Source organism: Bacillus sp. sid0103, from assembly GCF_019219025.1.
Window position 1 is genome coordinate 93,722 of record NZ_JAHUWN010000008.1, and the last position, 26,452, is coordinate 120,173.

The 26,452-nt window shown below is 39.9% G+C and carries 27 protein-coding genes; 23 read left to right on the forward strand and 4 right to left on the reverse strand.

Going from position 1 to position 26,452, the window contains the following annotated elements:
* Positions 1 to 200: 200 nt before the first annotated feature.
* The 8 genes from KW850_RS10825 to KW850_RS10860 all read left to right on the forward strand — a co-directional run bounded on the left by KW850_RS10825 (position 201) and on the right by KW850_RS10860 (position 8,671).
* Complete coding sequence (locus KW850_RS10825; RefSeq protein WP_218347586.1) at positions 201 to 1,067, forward strand: YitT family protein; 867 nt, start codon at positions 201 to 203, stop codon at positions 1,065 to 1,067.
* Positions 1,068 to 1,118: 51 nt separating this feature from the next.
* Positions 1,119 to 1,457 (forward strand): cytochrome c551, encoded by a 339-nt coding sequence (gene cccB / locus KW850_RS10830; protein WP_218347587.1) that lies wholly within the window; start codon positions 1,119 to 1,121, stop codon positions 1,455 to 1,457.
* A 249-nt stretch (positions 1,458 to 1,706) separates the two neighbouring features.
* Complete coding sequence (gene ftsE, locus KW850_RS10835; RefSeq protein ID WP_218347588.1) at positions 1,707 to 2,393, forward strand: cell division ATP-binding protein FtsE; 687 nt, start codon at positions 1,707 to 1,709, stop codon at positions 2,391 to 2,393.
* A complete protein-coding gene (ftsX, locus tag KW850_RS10840; RefSeq protein ID WP_218347589.1) occupies positions 2,383 to 3,276 on the forward strand; it encodes a permease-like cell division protein FtsX in 894 nt (297 codons plus the stop codon). Before ftsE ends, ftsX begins: the two co-directional genes overlap by 11 nt.
* A 246-nt stretch (positions 3,277 to 3,522) precedes the next feature.
* Positions 3,523 to 4,797 (forward strand): murein hydrolase activator EnvC family protein, encoded by a 1,275-nt coding sequence (locus KW850_RS10845; RefSeq protein ID WP_218347590.1) that lies wholly within the window; start codon positions 3,523 to 3,525, stop codon positions 4,795 to 4,797.
* A 155-nt stretch (positions 4,798 to 4,952) separates the two neighbouring features.
* Positions 4,953 to 6,410 (forward strand): S41 family peptidase, encoded by a 1,458-nt coding sequence (locus KW850_RS10850; protein ID WP_218347591.1) that lies wholly within the window; start codon positions 4,953 to 4,955, stop codon positions 6,408 to 6,410.
* Positions 6,411 to 6,582: 172 nt separating this feature from the next.
* A complete protein-coding gene (locus tag KW850_RS10855; protein WP_308128789.1) occupies positions 6,583 to 7,773 on the forward strand; it encodes a PDZ domain-containing protein in 1,191 nt (396 codons plus the stop codon).
* A gap of 304 nt (positions 7,774 to 8,077) precedes the next feature.
* Positions 8,078 to 8,671 (forward strand): NADPH-dependent FMN reductase, encoded by a 594-nt coding sequence (locus tag KW850_RS10860; protein ID WP_218347593.1) that lies wholly within the window; start codon positions 8,078 to 8,080, stop codon positions 8,669 to 8,671.
* Positions 8,672 to 8,737: 66 nt separating this feature from the next.
* On the opposite strand, the gene KW850_RS10865 is transcribed toward KW850_RS10860, so the two are convergent.
* The 4 genes from KW850_RS10865 to KW850_RS10880 all read right to left on the reverse strand — a co-directional run bounded on the left by KW850_RS10865 (position 8,738) and on the right by KW850_RS10880 (position 11,476).
* Complete coding sequence (locus KW850_RS10865; RefSeq protein ID WP_218347594.1) at positions 8,738 to 9,793, reverse strand: ABC transporter permease; 1,056 nt, start codon at positions 9,791 to 9,793, stop codon at positions 8,738 to 8,740.
* Complete coding sequence (locus KW850_RS10870; protein WP_218347595.1) at positions 9,790 to 10,515, reverse strand: ABC transporter ATP-binding protein; 726 nt, start codon at positions 10,513 to 10,515, stop codon at positions 9,790 to 9,792. Before KW850_RS10870 ends, KW850_RS10865 begins: the two co-directional genes overlap by 4 nt.
* A gap of 125 nt (positions 10,516 to 10,640) precedes the next feature.
* Complete coding sequence (locus KW850_RS10875; RefSeq protein ID WP_218347596.1) at positions 10,641 to 10,856, reverse strand: hypothetical protein; 216 nt, start codon at positions 10,854 to 10,856, stop codon at positions 10,641 to 10,643.
* An 11-nt stretch (positions 10,857 to 10,867) separates the two neighbouring features.
* The gene (locus KW850_RS10880; RefSeq protein ID WP_218347597.1) at positions 10,868 to 11,476 is read right to left on the reverse strand and encodes a TetR/AcrR family transcriptional regulator; all 609 of its coding nucleotides are present in this window, start codon (positions 11,474 to 11,476) and stop codon (positions 10,868 to 10,870) included.
* Between the two features lie 180 nt (positions 11,477 to 11,656).
* Here KW850_RS10880 and KW850_RS10885 point away from each other — a divergent pair, with 180 nt between their 5' ends.
* The 15 genes from KW850_RS10885 to KW850_RS10955 all read left to right on the forward strand — a co-directional run bounded on the left by KW850_RS10885 (position 11,657) and on the right by KW850_RS10955 (position 26,447).
* Positions 11,657 to 12,844 (forward strand): YhgE/Pip domain-containing protein, encoded by a 1,188-nt coding sequence (locus KW850_RS10885; RefSeq protein ID WP_218347598.1) that lies wholly within the window; start codon positions 11,657 to 11,659, stop codon positions 12,842 to 12,844.
* A gap of 269 nt (positions 12,845 to 13,113) precedes the next feature.
* On the forward strand, positions 13,114 to 13,707 hold the full coding sequence (locus KW850_RS10890) for a putative ABC transporter permease (RefSeq protein WP_218347599.1): 594 nt from the start codon (positions 13,114 to 13,116) through the stop codon (positions 13,705 to 13,707).
* A 219-nt stretch (positions 13,708 to 13,926) separates the two neighbouring features.
* Positions 13,927 to 14,148 carry a hypothetical protein gene (locus tag KW850_RS10895; protein ID WP_218347600.1) on the forward strand — a complete coding sequence of 74 codons (222 nt, stop codon included), beginning with the start codon at positions 13,927 to 13,929 and terminating at the stop codon, positions 14,146 to 14,148.
* 15 nt (positions 14,149 to 14,163) lie between these two features.
* Positions 14,164 to 14,862, forward strand: coding sequence for a response regulator transcription factor (locus KW850_RS10900; RefSeq protein ID WP_256358201.1), 699 nt, complete (start codon positions 14,164 to 14,166; stop codon positions 14,860 to 14,862).
* Positions 14,863 to 14,866: 4 nt separating this feature from the next.
* Positions 14,867 to 16,258, forward strand: a complete 1,392-nt coding sequence (locus tag KW850_RS10905) for a sensor histidine kinase (protein ID WP_218347601.1) — start codon at positions 14,867 to 14,869, stop codon at positions 16,256 to 16,258.
* Complete coding sequence (locus tag KW850_RS10910) at positions 16,252 to 16,956, forward strand: polysaccharide deacetylase family protein (RefSeq protein WP_308128785.1); 705 nt, start codon at positions 16,252 to 16,254, stop codon at positions 16,954 to 16,956. The genes KW850_RS10905 and KW850_RS10910 overlap by 7 nt, the downstream gene beginning before the upstream one ends.
* Before the next feature lie 8 nt (positions 16,957 to 16,964).
* Complete coding sequence (locus tag KW850_RS10915) at positions 16,965 to 17,573, forward strand: DedA family protein (protein ID WP_218347602.1); 609 nt, start codon at positions 16,965 to 16,967, stop codon at positions 17,571 to 17,573.
* A 188-nt stretch (positions 17,574 to 17,761) separates the two neighbouring features.
* A complete protein-coding gene (locus KW850_RS10920) occupies positions 17,762 to 18,937 on the forward strand; it encodes an MGDG synthase family glycosyltransferase (RefSeq protein ID WP_218347603.1) in 1,176 nt (391 codons plus the stop codon).
* A 35-nt stretch (positions 18,938 to 18,972) separates the two neighbouring features.
* Positions 18,973 to 19,575 carry an undecaprenyl-diphosphatase gene (locus KW850_RS10925; protein WP_218347604.1) on the forward strand — a complete coding sequence of 201 codons (603 nt, stop codon included), beginning with the start codon at positions 18,973 to 18,975 and terminating at the stop codon, positions 19,573 to 19,575.
* Positions 19,576 to 19,641: 66 nt separating this feature from the next.
* A complete protein-coding gene (locus KW850_RS10930; RefSeq protein ID WP_218347605.1) occupies positions 19,642 to 21,330 on the forward strand; it encodes a DUF6044 family protein in 1,689 nt (562 codons plus the stop codon).
* 21 nt (positions 21,331 to 21,351) lie between these two features.
* Entirely contained in the window at positions 21,352 to 22,356 is a 1,005-nt protein-coding gene (locus KW850_RS10935) for a glycosyltransferase family 2 protein (RefSeq protein ID WP_218347606.1), read from the forward strand.
* The gene (locus KW850_RS10940) at positions 22,353 to 22,766 is read left to right on the forward strand and encodes a GtrA family protein (RefSeq protein ID WP_218347607.1); all 414 of its coding nucleotides are present in this window, start codon (positions 22,353 to 22,355) and stop codon (positions 22,764 to 22,766) included. Before KW850_RS10935 ends, KW850_RS10940 begins: the two co-directional genes overlap by 4 nt.
* Positions 22,767 to 22,983: 217 nt before the next feature.
* Positions 22,984 to 23,823 (forward strand): cytochrome c oxidase assembly protein, encoded by an 840-nt coding sequence (locus KW850_RS10945; protein ID WP_218347608.1) that lies wholly within the window; start codon positions 22,984 to 22,986, stop codon positions 23,821 to 23,823.
* A gap of 252 nt (positions 23,824 to 24,075) precedes the next feature.
* Complete coding sequence (locus KW850_RS10950; RefSeq protein ID WP_218347609.1) at positions 24,076 to 25,422, forward strand: cytochrome ubiquinol oxidase subunit I; 1,347 nt, start codon at positions 24,076 to 24,078, stop codon at positions 25,420 to 25,422.
* Positions 25,419 to 26,447, forward strand: a complete 1,029-nt coding sequence (locus KW850_RS10955) for a cytochrome d ubiquinol oxidase subunit II (protein ID WP_218347610.1) — start codon at positions 25,419 to 25,421, stop codon at positions 26,445 to 26,447. Before KW850_RS10950 ends, KW850_RS10955 begins: the two co-directional genes overlap by 4 nt.
* The last annotated feature ends 5 nt before the right edge of the window (positions 26,448 to 26,452 follow it).

Genomic DNA, 26,452 nt, shown 5'->3' on the forward strand with positions numbered 1-26,452 from the left:
TTTTTTTTGCCAAAACAATCGCTAAATGTACGAATGGGAACAATCCTTATAAAAACTAGTTGATTGACAAATGCTAAGAGAAATTTTAGTCCTTTACCACGTCAACTTAATGCCGTTTACACTAAAATTTGCCCGTGCTATACTCACTTTCGGTGTGAAAAAAGCAGTTAAAAGAAAGATACTTTGAGGAGAATAGCTTTATGAATATATTGAGTAATTTAACACAAACTTATCCGAAAATGAGAATAGCAGTCGATTATCTTTTCGTATTAATTGGCGCAGGCATCATTGCTCTTGCCTTTAACGTTTTTTTACTTCCAAACCAAGTGGCCTCAGGCGGAGTCAGCGGCATTAGTACGATTCTGAAATCGGTGCTAGGGTGGGAACCAGCCTACGTACAGTGGGCATTTAATATTCCCTTATTTATAGCTGGCGTTGTCTTGTTAGGAAAGCATTTTGGTGTAAAAACCCTTGTGGGAACGATTTTTTTACCATTTATTGTTTTCTTTACCAAAAATTTAGAGCCTTGGACGAATGACGCCCTCCTAGGGGCTTTGTTTGGGGGAATTGGTGTAGGGCTTGGTCTCGGCATCGTGTTTAGGGGGAAGGCATCGACTGGAGGAACAGACCTTTTAGCTCAAATCATTAATAAATATACAGGCTTTACGCTCGGCCGATGCGTTGTTATGATCGATGGATTAATCGTATTTGCAGCTTCAATTGTGTTTGATATCGAAAAGGGGTTGTATGCCTTAATTGCCCTTTATGTAACAAGCAAAACAATTGACCTGATTCAGGTAGGCTTTGGCCGGTCAAAAATGGCGATGATTATAACAGATAAACAAGAAGAAGTTCGTGAAGGAATTTTGAATAAAATTGACCGTGGTGTGACAAAACTATCAGCATATGGTGGTTTTACTGACCATGAACGGCCAGTTCTGATGTGCGTTGTTGATCAATCAGAGTTCACTAAATTGAAACAATTGGTTAAAGCCCTTGACCCATCGGCATTTGTGGTCGTTATGGATGCTGCTGAGGTGTTAGGCGAGGGTTTCAAACGGGCGTAGAATTGGTATAATAGGGCATCGGTGGTAATATTTTCTGAAGGAGGTATTGCATTGAAGAAGAAGTTGTTAACATTGTTAATGGGTACTGCATTTGTGATGGGACTAGCTGCATGCGGAGGCAACGACAATGGAAAAGACACAGGAAAAGACACAGGTACGGACACAGCAACCAATGATGCAGGAGCGAAGATATTTGATCAAAAATGCTCCAGTTGTCATGGTGGCGATCTTACGGGTGGTATGGGACCAAATCTAACAAAGGTTGGCTCAAAGTACTCTAAAGACGAAATATTAAATATTATTAATAATGGTAGAGGCCAAATGCCAGCAAAGGTAGTAACCGGCAATGATGCTGAGCAAGTAGCAGAGTGGCTCGCAGCCAAGAAATAAAAGTCTCAAGATGCGTTCTGTTTATAAAAAACAGGGCGCTTTTTTTTTGCAGACAATGAAAAAATTGTCGGGTTTTGTAATTCTTTGAAAAGAAACTGTAATATTTTTACCGGTTTTTTTAGCAATTTATGATGTTATAATAAAATTATGCGAAATTATGCACGTACTTTTTGTTATCCTAGACTATTTTGCAAATAAATAAAGATTTTGTCGAAAAAAATCGAGAATCTTTAAATAAAGGTGATAAAAATGATAGAACTACAAGATGTTTATAAAAAGTACCCTAATGGCGTTTCAGCCATTAATGGGATAGACGTCCGGATCAACCAGGGCGAATTTGTCTATGTCGTCGGACCAAGTGGTGCCGGAAAATCGACCTTCATAAAAATGATGTACCGTGAAGAAGTTCCCACTTCAGGGACGATCACTATGAATGGTGTAAACCTCGCAAAATTAAAAATGAAAAAGGTACCTATTTTTCGCCGGAATCTGGGTGTTGTCTTTCAAGACTTTAAACTGCTGCCGAGATTAACAGTCTATGAAAATGTGGCCTTTGCTTTAGAAGTTATTGAAGCCCAGCCAAAGGTTATTAAAAAACGAGTGATGGAAGTTCTCGACCTCGTTAACTTAAAGCATAAGATCAAAATGCTGCCGTCCGAGCTTTCAGGCGGGGAGCAACAACGTGTTTCGATTGCCCGCTCAATCGTCAATTCGCCGAAAGTCGTAATTGCGGACGAGCCTACCGGAAACCTTGACCCTGAAACATCATGGGAAATCATGAAAATATTTGAAGAGATTAATTCAAGAGGTACGACTATTATTATGGCAACCCATAACCGAGAGATTGTTAATACATTGATGCATCGTGTGATTGCCATTGAAGGCGGAAAAATCGTGCGTGATGATGAAAGAGGTGAATACGGTTATGAAAATTAGAACAATTGGCCGTCACTCTCGAGATAGTTTAAAGAATATCAGTAGAAATGGCTGGATGACTTTTGCATCCGTAAGTGCTGTTACCGTTACCTTGATTTTAGTTGGTGTCTTTTTCGTTATTATGATGAATCTGAACAGAGTAGCGCAAACCATTGAAGATGATGTGCAAATTCGCGTTCATATCGATGTTGCTGCAAACGCACAGGATCAGCAAAAATTAAAAACTGATATTGAAAGTATGCCTGAAGTAAAAAGTGTCACTTTCTCCTCCAAACAGAATGAACTAAACAATTTAGTGAATAGTCTTGGTGAAGAAGGTAAGTCGTTTAAACTTTTTGAACAGGACAATCCCTTAAACGATGTATTTATCGTTAAAACTAAAAAACCAACAGATACGATGCAAGTAGCTGAACAAATCAAAAAATCGAATTATGTTGCCAAGGTAAAGTATGGCCAAGGCAAGGTGGAAAAATTATTTAAGTTTATTAAAGCAAGCCGCAACGTTGGAGTGGTATTGATAATCGGCTTATTCTTTACGGCTATTTTCTTAATCTCTAATACAATTAAAATTACGATTATTGCAAGACGCAGAGAGATTAAGATTATGAGATTAGTAGGAGCAACGAATACATTTATCCGTTGGCCGTTCTTCTTAGAAGGACTATGGCTTGGTATAATTGGGTCGATTTTACCAATTATCTTAATTTCAATTGCCTACTATCGTGCTTATGATTATATTGGCCCAAGGCTTGAAGGTACTTTTATCAAGGTTCTTCCATTTGACCCATTTATGTACCAAGTTTCCGGCATTCTGATTTTAATGGGTGCACTGATTGGAATTTGGGGAAGCTTAATGTCCGTTAGAAAATTCTTAAAGGTATAAGCAGAAAACGCTGAAATGTCCGTATCAGGGCAGCAATTTCTGCGCTTACGTCGAAGGATTTACGTATGTATCTTATTAAGTCAGGAAGGATGCTATCATATCCTTCCTGATTTATTGTTGCCGTCCGACCTATTCCTAGAATAGACGCGTGAGTCACTCAAAATGTTTTTGTACAACAACATTCGTCCACAAACAGATAAACATGATTTACCTGTACATAGAATGAAAGGGAGGAGTAACCGGAAAATGAACAAATCAGTAATTACGATTGCCGTTGCTGCAACGGTTGGACTTGGGACCATTTTTGGAGGAGTTCCTGGTAAAACAGAAGCTGAATCAATCTCTAGTCTAAAAGGTGAACAAAATAAAATCCACGACAAACGTGCCAATATACAATCAGGTATTAATCAAGCAAATAGTAAGATTAACACATTGAAAAGTCAGCAGGCAGATGTAAAGAGTGAAATGAAACGCCTTGATTTTGCAATTGACGATACAATCACAAAAATAGATGATAAATCGGAAAAAATAAAAAATACAAAAGTCGAGATTACGAAACTGCAAGCTGAAACAAAGGTGATCCAAGAGCGAATTAAAAAGAGAAATGTTCTTTTAAAGGATCGAGCTCGAAGCTATCAAGAAAATGGCGGCATGGTCAATTATTTGGATGTGCTAATGGGTTCAACGAGCTTTAGCGATTTTATTGACAGGGCCAATGCGGTTGCCACTATCATGCAGGCAGACCAAGATATTATTAAGCAGCATGAGGCCGATAAAGAGGAACTTGCGCAGAAACAAGCAAAAGTAGAAAAAGATCTTTCCAGCCTCGAAGAGATGCTAGCAGACTTAAAAAATATGAATCAGCAATTGACTGAACAAAAGAAAGAAAAAGATACACTATTAGCAAGCCTTAAAGACCAGGAAGAAGAAGTCCATGAAGGTATGATGGAGCTGCAAGAGGAGGAGCAAATTCTTGCTGCTCAAGAGGCGGCTATTAAACAGGCCATTCAAAATGAAAAAGAGGCACAAAGAAGAGCAGCGGAAGAAGCGAAAAGAAACACGAACTCGAACGCTGGAAATAATAGTGGGTCTCAATCTATTGCCGCTCCTAATGTTTCCGGTGGATCCTGGACGCAGCCAGCTGCAGGATATCGTAGTTCTGGTTTTGGCGGCCGCGGTGACGGGAATCACTATGGTGTTGATATTGCCAACGGAACTAAGGTGCCAATTGTAGCTGCAGCAAATGGTGTGGTTATCAGATCCTATTATTCTAGCACGTATGGAAATTGTATTTTCGTTTCTCACTCGATTAATGGACAAGTTTATACAACCGTTTATGCCCATATGACCCAACGTTATGTCGGAAGCGGGGCTAGCGTGAAAAAAGGTCAAAAGATTGGCCTAATGGGTAATACTGGTGCTTCAAGAGGGCAGCATTTGCATTTTGAACTCCATAAAGGACCATGGACGCAGGATAAGCGTTATGCAATCAATCCTGTCGGCATAGTTCCACTACCATAAAAAATTCGAAGAAGCCTCGTGCTTCTTCTTTTTTTATACCTATCGATCATCATAACTCGTCCAATCGTTACATATATGTTAATAAACGGGCAGGAATTCGGTGCCTTTTTAGAAAAATAAATAGGACAGGCATTTTTAACTCGAGGAGGATTGGGATGAATCGTAGATGGATTGCCCTGTTGATGACAGGTTCGCTCCTGACAGGAGCGGTAGGCACATATGCAGGTATGCAGTTGTTAGATCATAATGGCAGCAGTAAGAAACTAGAACAAGTGCAAACCACCAAGAATAATGGAATAACTGCGGTAGAAAAAGGAGCAGATCTAGCAAAAGTAGAGAATGCCTATGATCTTATTTTAAGCAGGTATGTTGAAAAAGTAGATCAGGAAAAGTTGGTAGAAGGTGCGATTCAAGGGATGTTGTCCGTCCTAAAAGATCCCTATTCAGTCTATATGGACAAGGAAACAGCCCAGCAATTCACCCAAACCTTGGAATCGTCCTTTGAAGGTATTGGTGCCGAAGTGGGGATGGTGGATGGGAAGATTGTAATCGTCTCGCCGTTCAAAAATTCTCCGGCCGAAAAAGCAGGCATCAAACCAAATGATCAAATTTTAGAAGTGGATGGTAAAAGTGTTGAAGGGTTGGACTTGAATAAAGCAACACTTAAAATCCGCGGCAAAAAAGGGACAAAGGTACAATTATCTATTGCAAGAAAAGGGTTAACGGATCCGCTCGTCATTGATGTCACCCGCGATGAAATTCCACTTGAAACGGTCCATGCTTCTATAAAAAAACAGGATGGCAAAAAAATTGGCTATATCGAAATCACTTCGTTTTCAGAGGATACGGCAGCTGATTTTGAAAAGGAATTATCTGCCTTAGAAAACGATAATATAAAAGGGTTGATTATTGATGTGCGTGGAAATCCAGGCGGCCTTTTAGACAGTGTCGGTGAGATATTAAAGGAATTTGTTCCAAAAGATAAGCCATATGTCCAAATTCAACAGCGGAACGGTGAAAGAAAACGCTACTTCTCTAATCTTACCGAGAAAAAGGATTATCCTGTACTTGTCCTTGTCAACAAAGGCAGTGCCTCCGCATCTGAAATTCTTGCTGGTTCCTTACAAGAAGCGGATGGTTACCAACTTGTCGGCGAAACTACATTCGGAAAAGGCACTGTTCAACAGGCGGTACCGATGGGGGATGGAAGCAACATCAAGCTAACGTTATTTAAGTGGCTGACCCCAGAAGGACATTGGATTCATAAAAAAGGAATCGAGCCCGATGTGGCCATTAAACAGCCAGCCATCTTCGCCACTCATCCGATTCAAGTGGAGGAAGCATTAGAAGAGGATATGAACAATGAGCAAGTTAAGAACGCCCAAGAGGTGTTAGCAGGCTTAGGATTTGCTCCAGGGCGGACGGATGGATATTTCAGCAAGGAAACGGCCATGGCCGTTAAAGGCTTCCAGCTCCAAGCGGACATAGAGCCAACAGGAAAAATTGGTCCGGAAACAGCTGCCAAGCTTGAAGAAGCAGCTATTCAAGAGATGAAAAAAGAGAAAAATGATCTTCAGTTGCAAACAGCATTGCGTTTAATTACTAAAGAGTAGAGCAGGGGCAAAAAGCCTCTGTTTTTCTTTTGGTCTTTATTGGTATAATATTTTTACCATTTTCTAAAAACTAGCAATATGTTTTGTGATGGCAATTTGGTAAAATACTCTTTAGGAGACTTTTCCATAATAGATTACTAGAAATTTTAATAGAGGCAGGTGGCAGGAATTGGTGCAAATATGGCTTGTGGAACTTCTGAAAGGGACAGGCAAGTTATTTCTTCATCCTGTTTTATACTATCTCGTTTTCCTTACAGGGATTTTAGGCGTTATGAGGGTGAAACGTGAGCGGAAAAATTTTCATATTCGGGCACATGACGCCTATTTCGAACTTAGGCAGTTATTTCCGCTCGGATTTGTAATCGGACTTGTGCTTTCGCTAATTGTTGTTGCGGCAGGGATTACCGTTCCATTCGCAGCCATCCTGCTTATAGCAGGATTTACATTTTTGTGGTCATTGACCACCAATGTACGGTGGATATCACCTGTATATACTGTTGGGGCAGCCTTTTTCACAATCATACTGATAGCTGAAAATAATTGGTCGATTCCGCTTTTTTCAAAGTCGTTCCATGAATTAAGTGACAAGATTTATCCTTCTATTGTCATTGTGCTCGGTCTACTGATCATTGCAGAAGGGATCCTGATATTTAAAAGGGGCAGTTATGGGACATCTCCTAAACTTGCCAAAAGTAAACGCGGCCAAAATATAGGATTACATGAAGGGAAGCGTCTCTGGATGCTGCCGTTATTCCTGCTTATTCCAGGTAATGCACTGCATCTTCCTTTTGATTGGTGGCCTGTCTTCCATTTGGGTGCTAAAGAGTACACGTTCATCTTTGTTCCATTCGCGATTGGTTTTCACCAGCAAGTGAAAGGAATGCTGCCCAAGATTGCTATTCAACTTCATGGCCGCCGGGTAATCGTTCTTGGGGTGTTCATTACACTTCTTTCAGTTGCAGGCTACTGGTTCCCGCTTAGTTCGATTGGAACTGCTGCACTAGCTGTTCTCGGTCGTGAAATCATTAGCTTACTCGCAGGTTTGAAGGATGACAATCTCCCGTTTTATTTTTCCAAAAAAAATCAAGGCCTGATGATTATTGGTGTCATTCCCGAGTCACCAGCAAGTAAAATGGGTTTGCAAGTGGGGGAAATCGTCTCTAAAGCAAATGGCGTATTGGTTCGTGATGAAAAGGTGTTTTACGAAGCACTGCAAAAAAATCGCGCTCACTGCAAGCTGGAAGTCCTCGATACTAATGGAGAGATCCGTTTCGTCCAACGTGCCCTTTACGAAGGTGACCACCACGAGCTTGGCATCCTCTTTGTACAGGACGAACGCAAGTATGATGTGAAAACTGGATAATAGCTGGTGCCTGACACCATTCATGACACCATTTACTAAAACCACTTAGCCATCTGTGCTGAGTGGTTTTTTTATGATTTTTTATGGTACCTTAGATATCTTTCAAAAAGCAAAAGTTAAATACGTTGACATGGAAAGAGAAATATTATAAAATTACTTTGAATTAAAGATATTGAAATTAATAATACTTTAATTGGAGATTTATTGGAGTTATAGTGTGGGAGAAAATCCTGCAAAGAGTGTTTTGTTTAATATGAACACTACGTAATTTTTTAGATAAAAAATCTATATAGGTGGTGTTGAGTTGGGTTTTTTAGGTAGACTATTTGGTGAATCAAATAAGGAGGAAAAAACAATGACAAAATTAAACATTGGGATTATTTTAGGAAGCACACGTCAAGGACGTGTTAGCCCGCAAGTTGGGGAATGGGTGAAAGGGATTGCTGACCAACGCGGCGATGCAAATTATGAAATCGTCGATATCGCAGACTTCAATTTACCATTCTTAGGTACAACTGATGGTTCTGAACCAGGAATCGCAGAATGGAATACTAAACTTGCGAGCTTAGATGGCTTTGTATTCATCGTACAAGAATACAATCACAGCATCACTGGTGCCTTAAAAAATGCGCTTGATTTTGCTCGTGAAGCATGGAATAACAAAGCTGCAGGGATTGTAAGCTATGGTTCAACAGGCGGAGCACGTGCTGCTGAACATTTACGTGGAATCTTAGGTGAGTTAAAAGTGGCGGATGTACGTACACATCCAACCTTGTCATTATTTACTGACTTTGAAAACGGCAGTGTTTTCAAACCAGCTGAATTACACCTAACAAATGTGAATGCAATGCTAGACGAAGTAAACCAATGGAGCGGAGCATTAAAAACAATCCGATAAAAAATAAACATGGGAGAGATGATTACTTGATCATCTCTCCCATGTTTATTTTTTGCATAAGCAGAATCATAATTTTCGATATTTTTTCAAAGAAAAGATATTCAACACGATGAATATGGCTGCAAAGATAAGTAGGGCAATGAGATCGCCGCTAATATCACTTAAATCTACCCCTTTATACATCACGCTTTTGAGAGCGTCCCCTGCATAGTACATCGGTATCACTTTTGCGACTGCCTGTAACCAATCTGCCATGCCTTCAAGTGGGAAAATTCCTGCGAAAAATATTTGTGGGATAACGGCAATGGGAATAAATTGGATCATTTGGAACTCTGAAGCTGCAAATGTCGATAAAAGGATTCCTAGCGAGAGCGCTACTAAAGCGAGCATTAAATTGATAAGCAGCACATTCCAAATGGACCCGACCAGAACGATATCTAATACATTAATAGCATAGAATACAACAATCATGGTTTGAATGACTGCAAATATACCATATCCCACCAGGTACGCAGTAACGATTTCCCATCTCCGAATTGGTGTGGACATCAGTCGTTCTAATGTTCCCGTTGTCCGCTCACGTAATAATCCAATCCCTGAAATAATAAAGACGAAGAAGAAAACAAAGAATCCGACTAATATCGGACTTAATACATCGAAAAAGACGGTGTCTGCATTTCCGTACACATAATCTATCTTGATGCTTTGCTGGACTTGACCTGCAGCAGCCGGGTTTTGCTGGATCAACTTAGCTTGATTCTCGGCGGCAACCGCTTGGCTGACTTTCATTTGCAGCGCTTTTGCGGCGGATGGATCGTTATTTTGCAATGTTAATTTTATCTGTCCATTCTCTTTTTCTAATAACCCATCAAGATCGTCATCGGTGACCGTATCAGCATTGATTTTTTCATATCGTTTAACGTGAATGTCAGCTTTTTTTATTACGTTGATAAGATTAGTATCAATTCCCTTGACACCTAGTTTCGGTTCCACTGAACTGCCATTAAATAAAAAGTACATCAGCGTCAGGATAAGCAGGGGGGCGACAAACAGCAGAGCCAGGGTGCGTTTGTCCCGAAACATTTGCCGGAAGATTCTTTTCACTAATGCCAACACTCTCATGATTGTTTCACCCCTGCTTTCAAGAAAACTTCATCAAAATCGTCCGTTCCGTATAATGCCTTTAATTCTTTTGGCGTTCCGCTTGTTAAAATCCGGCCATCGCGAACCATGGCTACATAATCACATTTTACGGCTTCATCCATGACATGGGTGGTAACAATAATGGTTTTTTGCTCCTCATTTTTCAACCGTAAGAACTCTTTCCAAATGGACAATTTTAATTCGGGATCAATGCCGACTGTTGGTTCATCTAAGATTAATATTTTAGGATCTTGGATTAATGCAATTGCCAAGGATAAGCGCCGTTTCATTCCCCCGGAATAGGCACCGACCCGCTTTTTTAAGTCATCGGTAAGATTGACTAAATTAGCGACATACGTGATCCGCTTTTGCTGTGCTTCTTTATTTAACCCAAATAAGGAAGCGAAAAACTTTAGATTCTCTCCGCCCGTTAACTCGCTATACAAAGCGTCCGCTTGGGCCATATAGCCAATTTCCTGAAGTAGCGAAAGGTTTGGCATTTTCTTATCCAACACATGAATCGAACCCTTATCCGCCTTTTCCATCCCAACAATCATTTTGACAAGGGTGGTTTTTCCGGCACCCGAAGGTCCAATCAATCCAAATAATTGCCCTTTCGCGATCGATAAGCTGACCTCGTTTAATACCGTTTTTTTTCCGAAACTTTTACTGACTTGTTCGACTTTAATGGTTGAATTCATCAATCATTCCTCCTAGGATGTTGACGCTGTTATAATTTTATTTTACAACCTAGGGTGATTTAAGCAATAAACAAAAAACAACATTGTGTTGATTATCGTTCGCTGGTCAACAATATCTATATTTTTTAGGCTCTGTTAAACTTGACTGTTGATTTCCGCTCCATTCGCTTCGCTTTCCGCGGGCGGTCAGGGGAGCCTCCTCGTCGCTGCGCTCCTGCGGGGTCTCCCCTGCCCCGTCCTCCCGCAGGAGACTTCGCGTCTTCCTCTTCAATCAACAGGATGTCAAAATCAACAATAAGCTTTAACACAGCCATTTTTAAAAAAAAGGGCTGCCTGTTCATAACAAGGCAGCCTACATTTTTTTCAAACCCATAACATGTCTTGGTCCCAATAAGGTGATTCGCGATAATATCATCGCCATTTCCTGAGGGGATTTTTCCATCCCGCTTTCTAGCCAATGTTGAATCACACCTAGGTGAGCTGAACTGACGTATGCAAAAAGATCGTCCACTGGAACAAGCATGTTCTCTCTGTTTATTTTAGACATAATATTATTGTAGAAGGTCTCCTTAATGAAATCTTTCATTTTCCCTTGGAATGATGCGTCGCCTTTTGGACCCAAAATCACTTTCATAAAACTTGAATTTTCATGGAAAAATTCGAATAGGTTAACAATGAACGGAAAGGGTTCATTCTCACTATTAAAGTTCATGAAATCAGTTGGGTTTATTTCCAGAGCTATTTTTTTCATTTCATTTAAAATCTCCGCTTCACTCTGCTCCAATAAATCAAATTTGTCATGATAATGTAGATAAAAGGTTCCCCGATTAATCCCCGCTTTTTCAGTTAAATCACGGACGGTTATTCCTTCAAAACCCTTTTCCTCCATTAACTCCGTCAGTGCATCACGAATCAGTCGCTTTGTCCGTAGAATGCGTTTGTCTGTAAATTTTTCAGGCATGCATAAACCCTCCAAAAATATCCTGTAAGAATAAATAAACGGAATCATCATATGTGTGGATTAATAGACAGATACCTTTTTATTGTTTATTGCCTTCGTTAATAAACGAATTATAATATACATCATGGACATTAATCAACATTGTGTCTAATTGTATTAGAAAACTAAAGGGGGATTTCTATGAAATTACTTAAAAGTAAAGTGGCTTTTTTTTCACCTCTTATAGTATTAGCTGTGGTACTTATATTTGGATTAACGCTGATTCCATCGGTACAGCCTACTCCTAAGAATTTACCGATTGTGGTTGTCAATTTGGACCAAGGAGTGGATATTCCAAAGCAAGGAAAAGTGAATATGGGGAATTCAATAGAAGACATGATCCAGAAAACAGCCAAACCCTCTTCAGATGAAGAACCGGCCGTTAAATTTTTCCCCGTAAAAAGTTATCAAGATGCGAAAAAGGGTTTAGCTGATCGGGATTATTATGCAGCGTTTGTCATACCACAGGATTTCTCGAGGAAGCAAGCGTCGCTCCGCGGGCCTGAACCCGTCTCCCCTGAAATTGAGATAGTAGTGAACCAAGGTATCAATACAGCTGGCTCCACGATGGCAGGAACCGCCCTGAATGGAATCGTTGACCAAATTAACACGAATGCCCGGACGCAATTATTAGCAGAATTTGAGGCAAAAGGGGGGATGGTGACGACCAAACAGGCTGCATTCATGGTATCACCGATCACGAAAAAAGTAACAAATGTCAATGAGACCGGTAGAAATAGCATGAATGGAAATGCCCCGATTTCCTTATTCCAGCCGCTTTGGATGGCTAGTATTGCTGGAGCAGCGATTATTTTTATAACGTTATCTAAGATATCGTTTACAAGTCGGAAGGAAAAGTTTATTGCACTAATGGCTCAAGTGTTAATGGGAGCAGTTATTGCCCTTGTGGCAGGATTTGGGCTAACATGGATGGCGAATGCAATCGGGGTTCATATAGCTCAATTTGGAGATACGGCATTGTTCTTATCCTTAGCATGTTACAGCTTTTTCTTAATGATTTCAGCTGTTCTGTCTTGGACTGGAATAAAGGGGATTCCCATTTTTGTCATTCTGTTATTCTTTGGAGCCCCCCTATTAGCAATGGCTCCAGAGTTCATGCCACCATTTTACCGTGATTGGATTTTTCCTTGGCTGCCCATTCGTTTTTTGGTTGAAGGGCTCAGAGACTTGTTCTTTTTTGGAAAGAATTTAAGCTGGACTCATCCGACGACAGTTTTAACATGGATCGCGGTCGGAAGCATTGCCGTGATAGTTGCTTCGGTTATAAAATTCCGGTCAAACCAGGAAGCAAAATCTCATGCAGTGTAAGGATCTTCTGTAAAACAGAGGTTTAGCGGAATCATCATCTAGTTTGGTGGAATTCCTGACTGAAATGGCGGAATCAATTGGAAACTGTGCGGAATTCCGACAAAAGTTGGCGGAATCAATCCTTGAATCGGAGGAAATAAACTTAGTTTAGTGTGCCACCTTAAACTGGATAGTAGGTGGAGGATAAAATAGGAAAATTTTTGTATATTTGGGAGCATGGCTGTTAAACCTAAAGTGGGAATTTCTTATCCATGAAAGGTGGTTCAGCCATGATCATTAACTTGCTGAATGGTATTGAGTTTCAAAATCTTGATCTAATTAATCTTGAAGGAGCGGCGGCGATTATCTTTTATTTCACAATTTATTCGTTACTAGGCTGGCTCCTTGAAAACAGTTATAACTTTTTTACGAAACGTGAATTTTTTAAGCCGAATTTTCTATTTGGGCCATTTAAACCGATGTACGGCTTTACTCCTTTGTTTTTGGTATTTCTGATTTCACCAGAAACAAATGGGGGGGCAGCTATTCTCCTATGCTTTTTGATCCCAACCATAGTTGAATATCTGACAGGAGCACTGCTGCAGAAGTTGTTTAACCGAAAATGGTGGGATTATTCCGACACACCAATGCAGATTCATGGCCATATTTGTCTCCCCTTCTCTTTATGCTGGATGATCTTGTCGTTCATATGCATGAAATGGCTCCATCCTGGGATAGTCACCATGTACGGAGCAATAGAACCATTTTGGTCGTGGATCTGGTCAGCAATAGGATTATATTTCCTAGCCGATCTTGTCTTAGCGATCCGCAAGCATTCACTCCAAGAACTTATGACGGAAAAAGCGAATAATCCAATCCAGTAGGTGTCTGACACCATAATCCTATAAAAGAATGGGAAGACCATGTTACATTATCCATTCTTAATCCCGAGAGGAATGAAGAAGAGCCGATACGGTTCTTCTTTTTTTTACGTACTTGAATCAGGATGAAAGATTAAAATTCAATGAAAAAAAGAAAACTAAGCAGAAAAAATGCTAAATTGAAGGAGACATTCCTAGAGATAACGTCGGTTATATAAAACGTTGAAATATGCTGCCACAGCTAATGAATTGGCTATGTTAAAGCTTATTGTTGATTTTGGCACCCTGTTGATTGGAGGGGAAGGCGCGAAGACTCCTGCGGGAGGACGGGGCAGGGGAGACCCCGCAGGAGCGCAGCGACGAGGAGGCTCCCCGGACCGCCCGCGAACCGCACGCGCCTGGAGTGGAAATCAACAGGCAAGTTTAACAGAGCTAATGAATTAAAAAGGAGGGGTGATAATGAAACAGCGGATTTTGGTTGTAGAGGATGAGAAACAAATCGCCAAGATATTAAAAATCGAACTTGAGTATGAGGATTACGAAGTAATTATTGCCTATGACGGGAAATCAGGTTTGCAGGCAGCCTTAAATGAAAAATTGGATTTAATCTTATTGGATGTTATGCTGCCTGAGATGAATGGCATTGAGGTTTTAAGAAGAATACGGAAAGAGAATCATCTCATCCCTGTTATTTTATTAACAGCCCGTAATATGACAATGGATAAGGTCGCAGGACTAGACCAGGGAGCGAATGATTATATCACAAAGCCGTTTGAAATGGAGGAATTATTGGCAAGAATTCGCTCTTGTCTTCGTCAAAGTTCGATTGTGGTCAAGGCTGCACAAGCGGAGGACTCCTTTTTAAAAATAAGTGATTTAACTGTTAATCTTGATACGAGAGAGGTCACTAGGGGGAAGGTTCCGATTACGTTAACTCCCAAGGAATTTGATTTACTTGTTTATTTGCTATCCAATAAAAATAAAATTGTCACGAGGGACAGCATCCTCCTTCATGTATGGGGCTATGAATATGAAGGGGAAACGAATGTCATCGATGTATTTATAAGACATTTACGAAAGAAAATGGAAGAAGGGTTTTCGGATCCGACGATTATTCAGACGGTAAGGGGAATTGGTTATACGATAAGGGAGAATTAAGCAAATGAAGATTACCACAAAAATAAATCTTATTACCACCGCTTGGATACTTTGTGTGTTACTTGCTGTGAATGCGGTTGTCTTTTTTTCATTTATGAAAATTACTGTCAATATGGAAGATGATGAACTATTTCAAAAGGCTGATTATTTGATCAATGAAATCGACAAGGAAGATTCCCAGGCTGTTATTAATGAAAAATTAACACCCTACTTAACAACCCATTCCTTTATAAGGATCGTTCAACCAGATTCAAAAATTGTTAATCAAGTGACGAATGATCCGCAATTGGCGGCTAAAATAAAATCGCAATTTGCTAATAAAGATGGGACGGAAAGACGTACCGTTAGACTTAAACATCAAGAAGAACAAATTGCCATCGTCAGGGTTCCAATCGAATCGAATGGACAGGTTGTAGGAACACTAGAGTTCGGGGAGAAATTGGTAGGATTGGAAACTGGAAAAGACTTATTACTTTCCATCCTTACCTTTTGTACTATTTTAGGTGCGGTGTTATCGCTGCTCGGGGGTAGATGGCTGTCGAATCTGATTATGAGGCCAATTTCTAATATGATTAATACCATGGAAGATATTGAAAAAAGTGGTATTCCGAAGAAAATTATCATCCAACATGAAACAAAGGATGAACTGCAAAAATTGGCTGTTACGTTTAATCGGATGATTGGCAGATTAGAGGTCAACCTCGAAAAACAAAGACAATTTATTTCAGACGCTTCGCATGAATTAAAAACCCCGCTCACAGTAATCAAAAGTTATGCCGACCTTCTGCTAAGACGGGGACTAAAAAATGAAGAGGTTGCCCATGATGCGATCGAATCGATCCATTCCGAAGCAACGAGAATTCAAAAAATGACAGAAAGGTTTCTTGATTTAGCTGAGACAGAATCAGGAAGCGGTTTAGAAACAAAATTAATCAATTTAGTATCCTTGTGTGAGAATTTATTCAAACAGATTAAAAGTGCCTATAAGCGAGAAATAAATCTCCATTTTAATGAAACTGCCATTACAGTTATCGCGGATGAAGTCAAACTAAAACAAGCAATCATTATCTTAATCGATAACGCAATTAAATATAGTGCTGATAAGATCGATGTGTATGTAGCGGATAAGGAACAATGGACGATCATTACCGTAAAAGATTACGGGATTGGCATACCTGAGTGTGAAATAGAAAACGTCTTTGAACGTTTTTACCGTGTGGACAAGGCCCGGAGCAGGGAGACAGGCGGGACGGGCCTAGGGTTGTCGATTGCCAAAAATATCATGAAGCAGCATCAAGGTGATATTATCGTAAAAAGTACGGAAGGAATCGGGACAGAGGTGGAGCTGTCCTTACCAAAACGGAAAGAGGGAAAGGAAATGTTTTTGGAGTGCTAAAAATTATAATAGTAAGTTTGATTCTTTTATTCATTTTGTTTCTAATGTATGCCATATTGCCAACCATACTCATACGTCGTAGTGGACGAGGAATCACAAAAAGGATAAATGCCCCTGCGATCGCATTAACGTTTGATGATGGCCCCAACCCTGAATACACACCACAATTGCTTGATCTTTTGAAAAAGTACGGTGTAAAGGCATCCTTTTTTGTGGTTGGGAGTAAAGTGAAAGCCTATCCTGACATTATTAAACGGATGAGTCAGGAGGGACATACCATTGGTATTCATCATTATAAACATATTTCCAGCTGGATTCTCTCACCCTTTCATTTAAAGAAGCAACTACAAATGACAGAACAAGCAATCACCCAATGCACGAATGAAAAAGTAACCTTTTATCGGCCACCTTGGGGTAGTTTTAATATGGCCAGCCTATTTTTGAGTAAGCGGTATAAAGTGATTATGTGGTCGGATATCTTCGGAGATTGGAAGGTAGCGAAAGGCAAAAACAGACTGCTTGATCAATTGCTTCAAACGACTGAAGCAGGATCCGTGTTGTTGCTTCATGATTGTGGAGAAACAATGGGTGCGGATAGGCTGGCGCCACGATATATGCTTCAGAGTTTAGAAAACTATTTACAAGAAAACGTTAATAAGGGAACAAAATTTATCACATTAAAAGAAGTTAACTTTTAGAGGCTGCTATGAATGTAGAGACAATTATTCATTATATTGATATTTATGGTTACCTAGTCATTTTTATATTTTTATTTTTTGGTATTGTGGGCATTCCTGCTCCTGAAGAATCGCTGCTCTTTTTAATAGGAGTGCTGAGTTTACATCATAAGATCTCATTGGGGCTAGCGATACTGTGTTCCATTCTTGGAGCGTTTATTGGAATGCAGACTGCCTATTCGGTCGGAAAATATCTTGGGTCTCCTTTTATAAAAAAATACGGCAAATATGTAGGAATTACCGATGACCTTTGGGAAAAAGTAAATCGTAAATATACGAAAAATGTACGTAAGACCATCCTGATTGGTTTTTATCTGCCAGGTATTCGGCAAATAAGCCCATACTTTGCTGGGATTAATAACATTCCATTTCGTAGTTTTTTCTTATTTTCGATGCTAGGAACTCTATTATGGACAATCCCTTTTATTGTAGGAGGTTATTATGCTGGGAAGATATTCCATATAAATCCAGACTATGTTCCATATGTAGGATTTATCTTTTTTATTCTTTTTTTGCTATTCGTTATTCTTAAATATATAAAGAGAAAAAAACAGAATCAACTATATAGGACAAAATAAACCATAACCTGAAAAGATATCTTTTCGGGTTTTTTGCGTTTTACAACCAAGCTAAAAAAAAGCTGAAGGTAAGATTAAAAATCCATTAAAAACCCAGTTTTTCATGAAATGAGTGATACATTGAAAGGGTCAGTTAGAAATCAGTATTTTTCAAGGAATGATCTCTAGTAGAACAGGAGATGGAATAAGTGAAGAAGATTTTGTTTTTACCACTCTTACAAATGCAGTCGGGACATCATCAAGTCGCTGAAGCATTAATGGATCTTTTAAAAAATCATACGGAAGACCTTCATGTAAAAAAAATAGACTTGTTAAGTTATACGAATAAATCGTTAGAAAAAGTGATTACACATGGCTATCTTAATTGGATTCGCTATGCACCAGAAACATATAATCTTGCCTATAAAAGTTTTTTTTACGTACCACCAACTAAAAAACAGTCATTTAAATGGTACCAACCGCTTTTTTTAAAAAAAATGGAGCAATTGTTAGCAGAGGAAAAACCAGATTTACTGGTTTGTACGCATGGGTTCCCTTCCTATCTTCTCAGTAAGCTAAAAATGAAGGGGAAATGCGACATACCGATTATTAACGTATATACAGATTTCTTTATTAATAGTGTTTGGGGAAGAGAGGGTATCGATCTCCATCTTCTCCCTAGTCAAGAGATCAAAAAAAGACTTGGCAGAAAATATCAAATTCCGAACCAACAAATGATTGTCACTGGTATTCCAGTCCATGAAGAAATTTCAAAAACCCCCAATCGGAAACAACACAATGAGCGTCTCAAAATTTTACTTTCCGGAGGAAATAGTGGTTTAGGCGGGATGTTAAAGTTAGCTGAAGAGCTAAAAGGCTCCTCTAACTTAGACTTTTTTGTATTGTGTGGGAACAACAAGAAGCTTTATGATGAAATCCTTTCGTGGAATCTAGAGCATATCACACCATTAACCTATCTTTCTTCCAGGGCAGAAATGAATTTACTTTATGAAGAAGTTGATGCAATTGTCTCAAAACCTGGTGGTGTTACTATAAGTGAAGCAATTCGAAAAAGATTGCCAATCTTTGTCCATTTCGCACTTCCAGGACAGGAAGAAATAAATCTTCAATATTTAAATAGAAAAGATCTCGTATTTGAGCTTGACCAGAAATCTTCATTGGAAAAACAGTTGCTTCGTGTATTAAAGGATCAGAAAAAAATGAATCGCTGGGAGCATGCGGTCGATTCTTATCAGCAGGGAATAGATGCGGAAAAACCGGGAGAAATCGTTGATTTGATAGAAACACTTCTATACCAAAAAACGAGTAGGAGACCGTCGGAATCCTATTTTCAGTCTGAAAGTTTTCATATAGCAAGAACATAATACAAACAAAAAGGTGGATCCGGAGGTAAGTTAAAATGTCACACTTAGACTATGGTATCTTTCAATTAATCAATCACCTTGCAATAAGTGAGCGCTTTTTAAACCCAATAATGATATTTTTAGCAGAAAAAGCAGAGTATTTATTTTTTGCTGGAATCATTTTTTATTGGTTTTATCCTAAAGCACACAATCGAAAAATGGTCATTGAGGCAATTCTGGCTGCTTGTGTTGCGCTAAGTATAAATGGAGAAATCGGCCACTTTTTTTACCGTGATCGTCCGTTTGTCAGCCATCATGTAAATTGGTTAATCCCTCACGTAAAAAATGCCTCGTTTCCAAGTGACCACGCGACTGCGGCATTCGTGATTGCGACAGTTATTTGGATGTGGAAAAAACGGGTCGGCTGGCTTTGGTTAGTTTTAGCTTCAGGAATTGCTCTGTCCCGCGTTTGGACAGGAGTACACTACCCTTTAGATGTAGTAGCCGGAATGCTCATAGGGGTAAGTGTAGCTTTTGCCATCCATTTCTTAACCCTTCGATTCGGGGCAATAAACAAAGCGATCATTTGGTTAATTGATTTCTATGAGAAACTTGAAAGTAATCTTTTGAAAAGAACCAAATTGGTCAGAAAAAGATAGGCAACCGAATGAGGCGTTATATATTTATTCGAAAAAAATTTTGTTTTTGTAGAGTGGTGTGGATGAATGAAACGATGGACATCTTTGAGTCCTGAAATAAAGAACCTATGGGCAGCCTCATGTCTATTAATCTTATATGTGTCTCCGTTGTTTATTTTAGGAGAAAATGCCCATATAAGGGTTCATGATAACCTTGATTCGAATATTGCTTGGTATAAAGTACTGAAGAATAGTGGTCAATTTTTTGGATCTATTAATGCGGTGATCCCACAGGTCATAAACGGTCTGCCAAGAAATGCTTTTGGGACAGAATTTAGCGGGATAGAGTGGCTGCATAACATACTCCCTTCTATGCTTGCCTATGCGCTTAGTCAACTAATAACAAGAATCTTTGCATTTGTCGGAATGTATCTTTTGCTTAAGAAGCACTTTGTTACAGCGGTAGAGGCTTATCCGATACGAGTATGGGTATCACTTGCTTTTGCACTGACCCCTTTTTGGCCTTCCGGAATGCTTAGTACACTTGGAATGCCGCTTGCACTATGGGCGTTTATGAATATAAGAGAGGGAAAGCACACCTGGAAAGAATGGGTTACACTTATTTTGCTGCCTTTTTATTCAAGCTTTGTTTTAGGATTTTTCTTCTTCCTATTTGCCATGGGACTCTTTTGGTTGAGAGACTTTCTCGTTAAGAGAAAACCGAATTGGATTTTCTTTAGCAGTATTTTGCTAATGACGATCATTTATCTGCTGATTGAGTACCGCCTTGTCTTTTCATTAGTATTTCCTGAGGCGCCAACCAGTAGAAATGAGTTTGTCAGTTCCACTCTTGGTTTCTGGCACACGATCCGTCTCGTGTTCAAAAACTATTTTCTCGGACATACGCATGTGTTGACCCTTCATACCTTGGTGATTGTGCCGCTTTCCTTCATTGCAGTCGCATTGATTGGGAAGAAGGAAGGGCGAGACACTCTTGAAAAAAGGTACCTGTACCTGTTCATTCTTAATATTATTCTATCAATCTGGTATGCCTTTTGGTTTTATAAAGGTTGGCAGCCGCTTAAAGAACATATTTCAATCCTTAATACATTCAATTTTGCCCGCTTTCATTTTCTGCGACCTCTCGTTATCTACTTAATGTTTGCGGTGGGTGGATTACTCCTATGGAGGAAAGGAGAAGGATGGAAGTTATTCGTAAAAATATGTCTAATAATTCAACTACTCGTACTGTTTGCAGCAAACGATGAAATCGTCTATCGGGTAGCAGGGAAACCAACGGTTAAACAATTTTATGCAACCACTCAATTTAAAGAAATTGAACAATACATTGGAAAACCGCAAAGCAGTTATCGAGTGGCTAGTATCGGGATCCACCCGGCAATAGCTCAGTATAACGGGTTTTACACCTTGGATACCTATAATAACTTCTATCCATTAACGTATAAATATGAGTTTCGGAAAATCATTGCAAAAGAATTGGATAAGAGCCCAACCTTGGAGAATTACTTTGATCATTGGGGCGGGAGATGCTACATTTTTGTTGCAGAACTAGGAAAAAAATATGAATATAAAAAAGATTCTAAGACTAAGATTCACGATTTACAGCTGAATATGACCGTATTCAAACAAATGGGAGGTCAATTTATCCTCTCGGCACTGCCAATCATGAATGAGGAAAAAAACGGCCTTGTACTCAAAAAGACATTCGACCAAAAAGACTCGGCTTGGAAGATATATCTCTATCAAGTGAAATAATTGCTGCAGGAGGAATTCGATATGAATAAGCCTGTACTAACAATAGTCGTACCGTGCTTTAATGAAGAAGAAGTATTGAAAGAAACGATCATTCAATTATCAACAGTGTTAAAGGAGTTAATGGAGGAGTCTCTTGTCTCACAGGATAGTAAACTACTATTTGTAGATGATGGCAGCAAGGATCGAACATGGGAGATTATCGAGACTGCAAGTGAGAACAACCTCTTGGTTAAAGGATTGAAGCTGGCAGGAAATGTTGGACATCAGAATGCACTCATAGCTGGCCTTGAAACCGCCAATAAACAATCAGATTGTGTCCTGTCCATTGATGCTGATTTACAGGATGATATAAGTGTGATTCGAACGTTTGTTGAGAAGTACTGGGAAGGGATTGATATCGTTTATGGTGTGAGGGGTAGCCGGGATACGGATACCTACTTCAAACGGACCACTGCTTTGGCATTTTACCGATTCATGGAGAAAATAGGAATTAAACTCGTTCCAAACCATGCTGATTTTCGGCTTATGAGTAAGCGGGCATTGGACGAAATGTTAAAATATAAGGAAAGAAATTTATTTTTACGGGGACTTGTTCCACTTGTCGGATTCGCTGCCACAAAAGTCTACTATGACCGGAAAGAACGGCTCGCGGGTGAATCAAAATATCCTTTGAAAAAAATGCTTGCCTTTGCTTTTGATGGGATAACTTCCTTTAGTGTTGCACCAATAAGGTTTGTTACATTTTTAGGTTTTCTTGCAGTGATATTAAGTGCATTGGCTGGCGGATATGCCTTAATCCAAGAGGCTTTAGGACATACGGAAACTGGCTGGACTTCGTTAATCATCTCCATCTGGTTTGTAGGCGGACTGCAATTAATGGGCATTGGGATCATCGGCGAGTATATTGGTAAAATATATTTTGAAGTTAAGCAGCGTCCTAGATATGCGATTGAAACTGATCTCTTTACTGTAAAGGTCATAGAAAAGCTGCAGGAGGAACCTGTTTTAAGCAGGGGAAGAATATGAAATTTACATTTGTCCGCTTTATTATGGTAGGGATGGTTAATACTATGGTTGGATTATCAGTGATGTATCTCCTGTTGCATGGTCCTGGCCTCTCCTATTGGATGTCTACCTTTCTTGGGAATTCTGTTGGCGCATGTGTAAGCTTCTTTTTGAACCGTCGTTTTACCTTTAGAAGTGATGTTTCAGTCTTAAATGGATTGCTTCGGTTTGTTATGGTCATTCTAATCTGCTATTTCATCTCCTATACTATGGGGGAGAATTTAGTTCAATGGCTCCTCGTCAATAATGATACGATCACATCGAGGGTAAAAACCGACCTGGCTGTTTTAATAAGTACCTTTTTATATACAATGCTAAATTATTTATCTCAAAAACTGATAGTTTTTCACAAAAGAGGGACTTTACTTTAAAATAGAGGGATGTGTTAAGGGGTACTGTTGATTTTAAGCAAGTTGATTGGAGCGGAAATCACCAGTCAAGTATAACACAGCCAAATAGAAAATAAATAAGTTCAAAATAAGAGAAAGGAAGAGCCGATACGGTTCTTCTTTTTTGTCATAATTCAGCGAATCAAACATAAAATCTAAAAGTTATTTGCTGCTTAAAAGAGTGTAGGGAGGGGAATTCATGTTCTATGCTATGTGGCTTGAAGGTCAATTGTTGTGGAATATGCCATTACTAGCCTGCCTAATCTGTCTTGTTGCCATTTATGTCTATGTGGTAGTAATCTATACCAACATCAAGCTTTATCAAAAACAACCCCTGCTATATTTCCTCAGTTTAGTTATCATGTACGTAACCTTTGGCAGTCCGTTTGAAACCATCAGTCATCTGTCGTTTAGCTTGCACATGCTTCAAATGAGTATTTTATATTTTATTATCTCACCACTTTTTGTACTAGGCATTCCATATCCGTTAATCGAAACCATTCGAAAGCAATCCCTTTCGAAGCAAGTCAATAAGTTCGTCTTACCTTCGAAAGTTGCATTATTTGCGTTCGGGGCCTTGTTCTTAATATACCATTTCCCAATAGTATTAACTTTCCTTTCTCAAACCGCCTTTGTCCATAATGGGTACTTATTTGTGCTGTTGGTCCTTTCTTTTAGGATGTGGCAGCCGATAACCGTCCCTGACCCGAAGAACGATCATACACAAGAGCAAAAGAAACGGTATTTATTTCTAAGCGGGCTCGTCATTATGCCAGCCTGTCTGCTATTTATTGTTACTGCTTTGATAGGTGGAATGAATAATCCTCTTCTTTCACAACTCACCGCAAATCTTTGTATCTCACCTTCACAACTAAGTCAATTAAGTTCCCTCGATCTTCTACCTTCTCCCTTTAATACAAGACTTGACCAAATGTTTGCGGGCATCCTTATGTTAGGCATGCATAAATTTGGATTGATCCTGACTGTTCGTCTTGAAAAAAACCTGAAAAGCGGGGCTGTGGCGGGCGTTGTGGACTGACCAACATAGCCCTCATTTTATTGTGACCAGGCGGAAGATACATTCATCAGTTGTTCACTATATTCTGCAATAAATTTGGGAATGTTATCTAAGAGATATATATGATATGGATTTAGCTAAGTAATCAGGGGGGATTTTTATTTACAAAAAACAAGAACGGAAGCTCATTTGGCTGGCCTTTATTGTGGCATCCATTATGGGGCTGTCAATCATTGGACGGCTGTTTTCAGGATAAGAAGGGTGGTAAGTGAAATGGGTAATGAAGAAGCCGTATTTTATAGCCGTGTGCTGACAGAATTGACCTTGTCCTTTCATATCATTTACGCAACCATTGGCGTCGGAATTCCGCTGATGATTATGATTGCTCAATGGGTTGGAATCAAGAAACAGGACGAACATTATATTTTATTAGCTCGGAGATGGACGAGGGGATTTGTGATTACGGTAGCAGTTGGTGTTGTAACTGGGACCGCCATCGGGTTGCAACTCTCACTCCTATGGCCGAACTTTATGCAGTTAGCAGGGAATGTGATAGCCCTGCCGTTATTTATGGAGACATTTGCATTTTTCTTTGAAGCGATATTTTTAGGGATATACATATATACTTGGGACCGGTTTGAAAATCAGAAAAAGCATTTACTCCTGCTGATTCCAGTTGCTTTAGGGGCCTCATTTTCAGCCGTCTTTATAACAATCGTTAATGCATTTATGAATGCGCCACAGGGCTTTGATGTAGTCAATGGCCAGCTCGTAGATGTGAGTCCCATTTTAGCGATGTTTAATCCCGCGATGCCTACAAAAGTTGCACATGTGGTTGTCACGGCCTATATGACTTCCGCCTTTGTCCTAGCTGCCATTGGTGCCTTTCGGCTGTTAAAAGGGTCAAATCATACATACCATAAAAAGGCCTTGTTTTTAACCATGAAACTTGGATTCGTCTTTTCAGTAGCCACTGCCCTATTAGGAGACTTCTCAGGAAAGTATTTAGCCGAATACCAGCCAGAAAAATTAGCTGCGGCGGAGTGGCATTTTGAAACAGGGAAAGGTGTTCCGCTCATCCTTTACGGTGTTCTTGATGATGGGGAAGTGAAATATGCCCTCAAAATTCCTTTTGCCCTCAGCATTTTAGCTCATGAGGTTCCAAATGCCGAAGTGATCGGATTGGATCAATTTCCGAAAGATGAAGTGCCGCCGCTTTATATACACTATCTATTTGATACGATGGTCACCATCGGGATGTGGATGACTGTTCTTTCGTTGGTGTATGTAGTAGGTAGTTGGCGTAAATGGCGTTTTGTTTTATCCAAATGGTTTCGATGGCTGGTTGTTCTAGGCGGTCCTCTTTCAATCCTGGCGATTGAGGCAGGGTGGTGGCTGGACGAGGTCGGCCGTCAGCCTTGGATCTTACGGGGGATTTTGCGGACCAAAAAGGCAGCAACTACCAGTGATCAAGTGGATCTGATGTTGATATTATTTGCGGGGCTTTATTTGGTCCTCGGGATCGGGAGTGTTGTTGTACTGTGGAGGATGTTCCGGAAGAATCCAGTCGAGCAGGAACTGGCCGACCGGGCTTCTGAGAAAGCAGGTGATATATTATGACACTTGAAATCATCGGTATTTCAGCATTAGGGCTGTTTCTTTTTGGATACATTATCATTGCTTCCATTGATTTCGGAGCAGGATTTTTTAACGCATTTAGTTCTGTAACGGGCAAACAGCATATTTTGACAAAGATTATTCAACGCTATTTATCGCCCGTATGGGAAGTCACGAATGTGTTCTTGGTGTTTTTCTTCGTTGGAATGGTAGGTTTTTTCCCTAAAACAGCCTATTACTTCGGGACTACACTCCTTGTGCCAGCAAGTATTGCAATTATTCTGCTGGCGATTCGGGGGGCATATTATGCGTTTACCACGTACGGAGGACTCCGGCACAAGCGGTACACGATTTTATACGGGTTAACGGGATTATTTATTCCCGCATCACTGTCGAGCGTTTTGTCGATTTCGGAGGGCGGTTTCGTGAAAATCGAAAATGCAGCCCCTGCTCTTGATTATTGGGCATTGTTTACCAGCCCGTTATCATGGAGTATAGTGGTCCTTAGTTTGACGGCGGTGTTATATATCTCAGCAGTATTTTTGACTTGGTATGCCCACCATGCAAAGGATGAGGCAGCAACAAACCTATTGCGTAAATATGCACTCATCTGGGCCGGCCCGGCGATTGTCACGGCTGGGGGGATTATTATTGAAATGAGGACGCACAATCCGGAACATTACCGGCGCTTGCTAGACCTTTGGTGGTTATTTGGGCTGTCGGTCGTGTTCTTTGCAGGAACCGTTTATTTGATCTGGAAGCGGCGTGCCTATGGTCTGGCCTTCTGGCTGTTGGTTGGGCAATTTGCACTTGCCTTTCTGGCCTACGGTGTATCTCATTATCCTTATTTACTTTATCCGTATCTCACTCTATACGACAGCTTTACCAATCAATCAATGGCGATTGCCTTGATTGTGGCTTTTATTGCAGGACTTGGGCTGCTCCTCCCATCTTTGTATCTGTTGTTAAAATTGTTTTTGTTCAACAAAGAATATGTCCAGGGGAATCGAAATGATGAACATGCATAGGGGGA

What these genes read in the sequence shown, in the direction of transcription:
- KW850_RS10825 (WP_218347586.1), top strand. Translation starts at nt 201, where the DNA reads ATGAATATATTGAGTAATTTAACACAAACTTATCCGAAAATGAGAATA.
- ftsE (WP_218347588.1), top strand. Translation starts at nt 1,707, where the DNA reads ATGATAGAACTACAAGATGTTTATAAAAAGTACCCTAATGGCGTTTCA.
- ftsX (WP_218347589.1), top strand. Translation starts at nt 2,383, where the DNA reads ATGAAAATTAGAACAATTGGCCGTCACTCTCGAGATAGTTTAAAGAAT.
- KW850_RS10845 (WP_218347590.1), top strand. Translation starts at nt 3,523, where the DNA reads ATGAACAAATCAGTAATTACGATTGCCGTTGCTGCAACGGTTGGACTT.
- KW850_RS10850 (WP_218347591.1), top strand. Translation starts at nt 4,953, where the DNA reads ATGAATCGTAGATGGATTGCCCTGTTGATGACAGGTTCGCTCCTGACA.
- KW850_RS10865 (WP_218347594.1), bottom strand. Translation starts at nt 9,793, where the DNA reads ATGAGAGTGTTGGCATTAGTGAAAAGAATCTTCCGGCAAATGTTTCGG.
- KW850_RS10870 (WP_218347595.1), bottom strand. Translation starts at nt 10,515, where the DNA reads ATGAATTCAACCATTAAAGTCGAACAAGTCAGTAAAAGTTTCGGAAAA.
- KW850_RS10875 (WP_218347596.1), bottom strand. Translation starts at nt 10,856, where the DNA reads ATGAACAGGCAGCCCTTTTTTTTAAAAATGGCTGTGTTAAAGCTTATT.
- KW850_RS10880 (WP_218347597.1), bottom strand. Translation starts at nt 11,476, where the DNA reads ATGCCTGAAAAATTTACAGACAAACGCATTCTACGGACAAAGCGACTG.
- KW850_RS10885 (WP_218347598.1), top strand. Translation starts at nt 11,657, where the DNA reads ATGAAATTACTTAAAAGTAAAGTGGCTTTTTTTTCACCTCTTATAGTA.
- KW850_RS10890 (WP_218347599.1), top strand. Translation starts at nt 13,114, where the DNA reads ATGATCATTAACTTGCTGAATGGTATTGAGTTTCAAAATCTTGATCTA.
- KW850_RS10900 (WP_256358201.1), top strand. Translation starts at nt 14,164, where the DNA reads ATGAAACAGCGGATTTTGGTTGTAGAGGATGAGAAACAAATCGCCAAG.
- KW850_RS10905 (WP_218347601.1), top strand. Translation starts at nt 14,867, where the DNA reads ATGAAGATTACCACAAAAATAAATCTTATTACCACCGCTTGGATACTT.
- KW850_RS10915 (WP_218347602.1), top strand. Translation starts at nt 16,965, where the DNA reads ATGAATGTAGAGACAATTATTCATTATATTGATATTTATGGTTACCTA.
- KW850_RS10925 (WP_218347604.1), top strand. Translation starts at nt 18,973, where the DNA reads ATGTCACACTTAGACTATGGTATCTTTCAATTAATCAATCACCTTGCA.
- KW850_RS10930 (WP_218347605.1), top strand. Translation starts at nt 19,642, where the DNA reads ATGAAACGATGGACATCTTTGAGTCCTGAAATAAAGAACCTATGGGCA.
- KW850_RS10935 (WP_218347606.1), top strand. Translation starts at nt 21,352, where the DNA reads ATGAATAAGCCTGTACTAACAATAGTCGTACCGTGCTTTAATGAAGAA.
- KW850_RS10940 (WP_218347607.1), top strand. Translation starts at nt 22,353, where the DNA reads ATGAAATTTACATTTGTCCGCTTTATTATGGTAGGGATGGTTAATACT.
- KW850_RS10945 (WP_218347608.1), top strand. Translation starts at nt 22,984, where the DNA reads ATGTTCTATGCTATGTGGCTTGAAGGTCAATTGTTGTGGAATATGCCA.
- KW850_RS10950 (WP_218347609.1), top strand. Translation starts at nt 24,076, where the DNA reads ATGGGTAATGAAGAAGCCGTATTTTATAGCCGTGTGCTGACAGAATTG.
- KW850_RS10955 (WP_218347610.1), top strand. Translation starts at nt 25,419, where the DNA reads ATGACACTTGAAATCATCGGTATTTCAGCATTAGGGCTGTTTCTTTTT.